Source organism: Mesorhizobium sp. M7D.F.Ca.US.004.01.2.1 (assembly GCF_003997785.1).
Lineage (GTDB): Bacteria > Pseudomonadota > Alphaproteobacteria > Rhizobiales > Rhizobiaceae > Mesorhizobium > Mesorhizobium loti.
On sequence record NZ_RZRQ01000036.1, the window covers coordinates 23505 to 29626 of the forward strand.

6 protein-coding genes are annotated in these 6122 nt (G+C 64.3%); 2 read left to right on the forward strand and 4 right to left on the reverse strand.

Going from position 1 to position 6122, the window contains the following annotated elements; translation table 11 throughout:
* Positions 1–8: 8 nt before the first annotated feature.
* Entirely contained in the window at positions 9–1043 is a 1035-nt protein-coding gene (locus EN993_RS08500; RefSeq protein WP_127262927.1) for an aldo/keto reductase, read from the reverse strand.
* 57 nt (positions 1044–1100) lie between these two features.
* On the reverse strand, positions 1101–2282 hold the full coding sequence (locus EN993_RS08505) for an MFS transporter (protein WP_127262928.1): 1182 nt from the start codon (positions 2280–2282) through the stop codon (positions 1101–1103).
* 119 nt (positions 2283–2401) lie between these two features.
* Here EN993_RS08505 and EN993_RS08510 point away from each other — a divergent pair, with 119 nt between their 5' ends.
* Positions 2402–3310, forward strand: coding sequence for a LysR substrate-binding domain-containing protein (locus EN993_RS08510; RefSeq protein WP_127262929.1), 909 nt, complete (start codon positions 2402–2404; stop codon positions 3308–3310).
* Positions 3311–3353: 43 nt separating this feature from the next.
* Here the strand turns inward: EN993_RS08510 and EN993_RS08515 are convergent, their stop codons facing one another.
* The gene (locus EN993_RS08515) at positions 3354–4403 is read right to left on the reverse strand and encodes an aldo/keto reductase (protein WP_127262930.1); all 1050 of its coding nucleotides are present in this window, start codon (positions 4401–4403) and stop codon (positions 3354–3356) included.
* Positions 4404–4513: 110 nt separating this feature from the next.
* Positions 4514–5176 carry a YggS family pyridoxal phosphate-dependent enzyme gene (locus tag EN993_RS08520; RefSeq protein ID WP_127262931.1) on the reverse strand — a complete coding sequence of 221 codons (663 nt, stop codon included), beginning with the start codon at positions 5174–5176 and terminating at the stop codon, positions 4514–4516.
* A 155-nt stretch (positions 5177–5331) separates the two neighbouring features.
* Between EN993_RS08520 and EN993_RS08525 the strand changes: the two genes are divergently transcribed.
* A partial coding sequence (locus tag EN993_RS08525) for a class I tRNA ligase family protein (protein ID WP_164757581.1) occupies positions 5332–6122 on the forward strand: 791 nt, incomplete at its 3' end.

The following is a 6122-nucleotide window of genomic DNA, read 5'->3' on the forward strand; positions in this document are numbered from 1 at the left end:
AAAAAATATCATACCGCCGGCGGGTTGAGCCGGGCGAAACCTTCCTGGCGGCGATAGGGGAAATACGGGTAGGGGGCCGTGACTTCGCTTGCCGCGTCGAGTGTCCTGATCTGCTCCGGCGTCAACGTCCAGCCGACGGCGCCGAGATTCTGGCGCAGCTGTTCCTCGTTGCGGGCGCCGATGATGACCGACGACACGGTCGGGCGCTGGAGCAGCCAGTTGATGGCGATCTGCGGCACGGTCTTGCCGGTTTCCTGCGCCACCGCGTCGAGGGCATCCATTACCCGGTAGAGATGCTCGTCCTCGACCGGCGGCCCGAAGCTCGCTGTGTCGTGCAGCCGGCTCTTTTCCGGCAAAGGCTGGCCACGGCGGATCTTGCCGGTCAGGCGGCCCCAGCCGAGCGGGCTCCACACCAGCGCGCCGACGCCCTGGTCGAGGCCGAGCGGCATCAGCTCCCATTCATAGTCGCGGCCGACCAGCGAATAGTAGACCTGATGCGCTACGTAGCGGGGGTAGCCGTGCTTGTCAGCCTCGGCCAGCGACTTCATCACTTGCCAGCCGGAGAAATTGGAGACGCCGACATAGCGCAGCTTGCCCGAGCGCACGAGCTGGTCCAGCGTCGACAGCACCTCCTCGATCGGCGTGCCGGCATCGAAGGCGTGCAGCTGCAGAAGGTCGATGTAGTCGGTGCCGAGGCGCCTCAGCGCATCATCCACGGATCTGATCAGCCGCGCACGCGACGAGCCGTAATCGGCCGGCCCATCGCCCATCGGCAGCGAGGTCTTGGTCGAGATCAACACGGCATCGCGGCGACCCTTTATCGCTTCGCCAAGCACCTCTTCCGAGGCGCCGTTCGAATAGACGTCGGCGGTGTCGAACAGGTTGACGCCGGCCTCCAGGCAGATGTCGATCAGCCGCCGCGCCTCGCTGGCGTCGCTGTTGCCCCAGGCGCCGAACAGCGGGCCGGAACCGCCAAAAGTTCCCGCGCCGAATGAGAGTGCGGGCACTTTCAGGCCCGATGCACCGAGACGTCGATAGTCCATCTTTTTACTCCTGATGGTGTGGAATGAAGGTGTCGAAAGTGGGTTTGCCGAGGACGGTCACGACCGGATGGAGGCAGGCTCGCCGAGCGTGTCGGTGCGATCGAGACGCAGCGCCAGTCCCGCCACGGCGAGTGCGGCGAGCGGCAGCAGGGCGGCGACCCAGGTGAGGGACCCCAGACCAAGCCCATGGGCAATCACCGCGCCACCAAGCCAGGCGCCTGCCGCATTGCCGAGATTGAAGGCGGCGATGTTGAAGGATGAGGCGAGGCTCTGACCGGCACCTTGCGCCTTGTCCAATACCCACATCTGCAGCGGCGCCACGGTGGCGAAGGCAGCAGCGCCGAGCAGTCCGACATAGATGACGGCCATCACCTGGCTGTGGATGGCGAAGGTCATGGTTGCGAGCACCAGGGCCAGCACCACGAGACTGCCCAGCACGGCCGGCACCAGCCAGCGGTCGGCGACCTTGCCGCCAAGCAAATTGCCAGCGATGAGACCGCCGCCGAAGACGAGCAGAATCGGCGATACGGCCACTTCTTTGAAGCCGCTGATCTCGGTCAGCAACGGCGCGATATAAGTGAAGACGGCGAAGACACCGGCATAGCCGAGCACGGTGGTGGCAAGACCGAGCAGGACGGGCGTGCGGCGCAAAACGGCGAGATCGGCGCGAAGGTCGCTCTTTTCGGGCGCCGTCTGGCTGCGTGGCACCAGAGCCAGGATGACGGCGAAGGCCGCCAGGCCGACCAATGTCACCGCCCAGAAGGTCGCCCGCCAGCCAAAAGCCTGGCCGAGCCAGGTGCCGAAGGGCACGCCGAGGATGTTGGCGATGGTCAGCCCGGTGAACATCAGTGCGATCGCCGAGGCCTTCTTGTTGGGCGCCACCAGCCCTGTGGCGACGACAGAGCCGACGCCGAAGAAGGTGCCGTGGGCAAAGGCAGTGATGATGCGGGCGCCCATCAGCGTCCAGTAGTCGGGTGCCAGCGCACAGGCGAGATTGCCAAGCGTGAAGATCGCCATCAGCGCAAGGAGCACGGTCTTTCGTGGCCAGTCGCCGGTGGCGATGGTCAGCAGGGGCGCGCCGATGACGACGCCAAGCGCATAACCAGAAATGAGTTGGCCGGCGGCCGAGATCGAAACGCCGAGATCCTTGCTGACATCGAGCAGCAGACCCATGATGACGAATTCGGTGACGCCAATGCCGAAGGCACCGGCGGCGAGGGCGTAGAGAGCAAGAGGCATGGCTGTTTCCACTTCGATGACGAAGAGCGCCGTCCCGCGCCCCGACCCGAAAGATCGTGTTGCCCTGCATTGTGAACCAGACTTGCCTTGGGCACATTTTCTGTGAAATAGATTCACAAATGGCTAGGTCCGACATCAATCGCTCCGGCGAGATCGAAGTGTTCGTGCGGGTCGTCGAGGAAGGCAGTTTTTCCTCCGCGGCACGCGCGTTGCGCATGACGCCGTCGGCGGTGAGCAAGCTGATCGCGCGGCTGGAGGCCAGGCTTGGCGCGCGGCTGGTCAGCCGTTCGACGCGAAAACTACAACTGACGCCGGAAGGCACGGCGTTCTACGACAGCGGCCTGCGCATCCTCGCCGACATGGCGGCGGCCGAGCAGGAGGCAGCGGCGGGTGCGGCGCCACGCGGACGGCTGCGCGTCAACACCTACGTGCCCTTCGGGGTGCACCGGCTGATCCCGCTTCTGCCGCGCTTCCTCGAACGCTACCCCGAGATTTCAGTTGATCTGGTGCTGACCGACAGCGTCATCGACCTGATGGCGGAACGCGCCGACGTCGCCATCCGTGCAGGGCCGCTCAGCGAATCGCGGCTGGTGGCGCGCAAGCTCGGGCAAAGCCCGGTGGTGGTCGTTGCGGCACCTTCTTACCTCGAGACGCATGGCATGCCGCTGACGCCAGCCGATCTCGACAGACACAACCGGATGGGCTTCGGTTTCGTGCGGCATGTCGATGGCTGGCCGTTCCTCGACGCGGCCGGCAACCCCATCATGGTTCCGATCACCGGCAACACTCTGGTCAGCGATGGCGAGGCGATGCGGCTGATGGCGCTGGCGGGCGCGGGCATCGCCCGGCTGGCCCGTTGGCATGTTGCGTCCGATATCGCCGCCGGCCGGCTGGTGTCGCTGCTGGAGGCATTCAATCCCGGCGACGAGGAGCCCACCCACGCCGTCTATGTCGGCCAGGGCCGGCATCTGCCGGCGCGAGTGCGCGCCTTTCTCGATTTTCTGGGGGAGAGCGTCCGGCTGACCTGACATCTCGGGAGCCACGGGCTCCCGAGATGTCAGGTGGGCTGCGCTATGCTTTCGGCGTGAACGGCGCCGGGCGCCGGCCCGCTGCCTGACGCTCCAGCATCCAGCCGGGATATTCGGACGGCAGGGCGCTGACCTCGTCGAGGCGAACCAGATCGTCGGTGTCGAGCTTCAGTTGGGTCGCGGCAAGGTTCTGCTCCAGCTGCTCCATGCGGCTGGCGCCGATGATGACGCTCATCACGAAGGGCTTGGCCAGGACATAGCCGAGCGCCACCGTGGCGACGCTCACATCATGCTTTTTGGCGATTTCGCGCATGACGGCAACAGCCGCCCAGGCGCGATCCTCATTGACCGGCGGGAAGTTGAAGCTGGCGCGGCGACCTTCGCCATTGCCCGGTGCGCCAGGGCCGTATTTGCCGGACAGCAGGCCGCCGGCCATCGGCGACCACACCATCAGGCCGAGCTTCTCCTCGTTGAGCAGAGGCACGATCTCGCGCTCGAGATCGCGGCCAGCGATGGAATAATAGGACTGGACGGTCTCGAAACGGGCGAAGCCCTTGCGCTCGGCGATGCCGAGCGCCTTGGCGATGCGCCAGGCCGCCCAGTTGGAGACGCCGACATAGCGGACCTTGCCGCTGGCAACCAGATCGTCCAGTGCCCGCAGCGTCTCGTCGATCGGCGTCACGGTGTCGGTGCCGTGCAGCTGATAGAGATCGATATGGTCGAGCTGCAGCCGCTCGAGGCTGGCATCGACCGAATCCATGATGTGGCCGCGTGACGAGCCGCGCTGGTTGGGGCCTTCGCCCATGGCGCCATGCGCCTTGGTGGCGATGACCACATTCTGCCTGTTGACGCCGAGATCCCTGAGCGACTGGCCGAGCAGCCGTTCGGATTCGCCGAAGGAGTAGACGTCGGCCGTATCGAAGAAATTGACGCCCGCGGCGAGCGAATAGGCAACAATCTCGTTGACGCCCTTCTGGTCGAGGCTGGCGATCAGGCCCCATTGGGCATTCTGGCCGGCGGCGCCGAAGGTCATGGTGCCGAGGCACAGTTCGGAGACGAACATCCCCGTATTTCCAAGCTGGTTGTAACGCATGGTGGAGGCTCCAGAGAGTTTGTGATGGCACAAAGCAAATAGGAACGGTACGTTTCGTTTCCAGTCTTGGAGCAACGAGCCCGCCGAGTTGGCCTAAAGGCCGTTGCCTCTCAGCGGCTGCCGAAGATCGCCGACCCAACCCGAACGCTGGTGGCGCCGAAGGCGATTGCGGTCTCGTAGTCGCCGGACATGCCCATCGACAGTCTGGCGACGCCGGCCTCATGCCCAAGCTTTTCCAGCAAGGCGAAATGGGGCCCGGGGTTCTCGTCGGCCGGCGGGATGCACATCAGGCCTTCGATGGCGAGGCCATGCACATCGCGGCAGCGGGCGACGAAAGCCACCGCCTCGCGTGGCTCGATGCCGGCTTTCTGCGGTTCGGAGCCGGTGTTGACCTGGACATAGAGTCTTGGTGCCCGGCCCTGCCTGGCGATTTCCTTGGCGAGTTCGGCGGCGATCTTCTCGCGATCGACCGTTTCGATGACGTCGAACAGCGCCACCGCCTCTTTCGCCTTGTTGGATTGCAGCGGGCCGATCAGATGCAGTTCGATATCCGGAAATGCGTCCTTCAGATCAGGCCATTTGCCTTGCGCTTCCTGCACGCGATTCTCGCCAAAGATGCGCTGGCCGGCCTCGATGACCGGGTCTATGTCGGCGGCGTCAAAGGTCTTGGAAACCGCGACCAGCGTCACCGCGCCGGCATCCCGCCCGGCCTCCTGCTCCGCTACGGCGATCTTCGCCTTGACCGCGAAAAACTGCTGAACGACATCGCCCATATGCAAATCCTGCTGTTTTGACCGGCGTTTTTGTCAGACGCGATACCCATATGGTTGACGGGTTTGCCAAACCATGGTGAACACCCGGACCACATTCCCTGAACTGCCGAGCCGTCGCCCGCAGTTCGCGCATGCTTTTAAGTGAAAAACGTCCCATGGCAACCGAACGATACAATCCACGCGCGTCAGAGCCCAAATGGCAGAAGGCCTGGGACGCCAAGAAGCTGTTCGAGGCGCATAATGACGATCCGCGCCCGAAATACTACGTGCTGGAGATGTTCCCCTATCCGTCGGGGCGCATCCATATCGGCCACACCCGCAACTACACGATGGGCGACGTGGTGGCGCGCTACAAGCGGGCCAAGGGTTTCAACGTGCTGCACCCGATGGGCTGGGACGCATTCGGCATGCCGGCCGAAAACGCGGCGATGCAGAACAAGGTCCACCCCAAGGAATGGACCTACCAGAATATCGCCACCATGCGCGAGCAGCTCAAGGTCATGGGCCTGTCGCTGGACTGGGCGCGCGAATTCGCCACCTGCGACGTCGACTACTATCACCGCCAGCAGATGCTGTTCCTCGATTTCGTCGAGAAGGGGTTGGTGACGCGCAAATCCTCCAAGGTCAACTGGGACCCGGAGGACATGACGGTGCTTGCCAACGAGCAGGTCATCGACGGGCGCGGCTGGCGCTCGGGCGCGCTGGTCGAACAGCGCGAACTGACGCAGTGGTTCTTCAAGATCACCGACTTTGCGCAGGACTTGCTGGATTCGCTCGACGGGCTCGACGAATGGCCGGAAAAAGTGAAGCTGATGCAGCAGAACTGGATCGGCCGCTCGGAAGGCCTGCTGATCCGCTGGCCTCTGGCCACCGCCTCCGGCGGCGAGCATGAGCTGGAAGTCTATACGACAAGGCCCGACACCATTTTCGGCGCTTCCTTCATGGC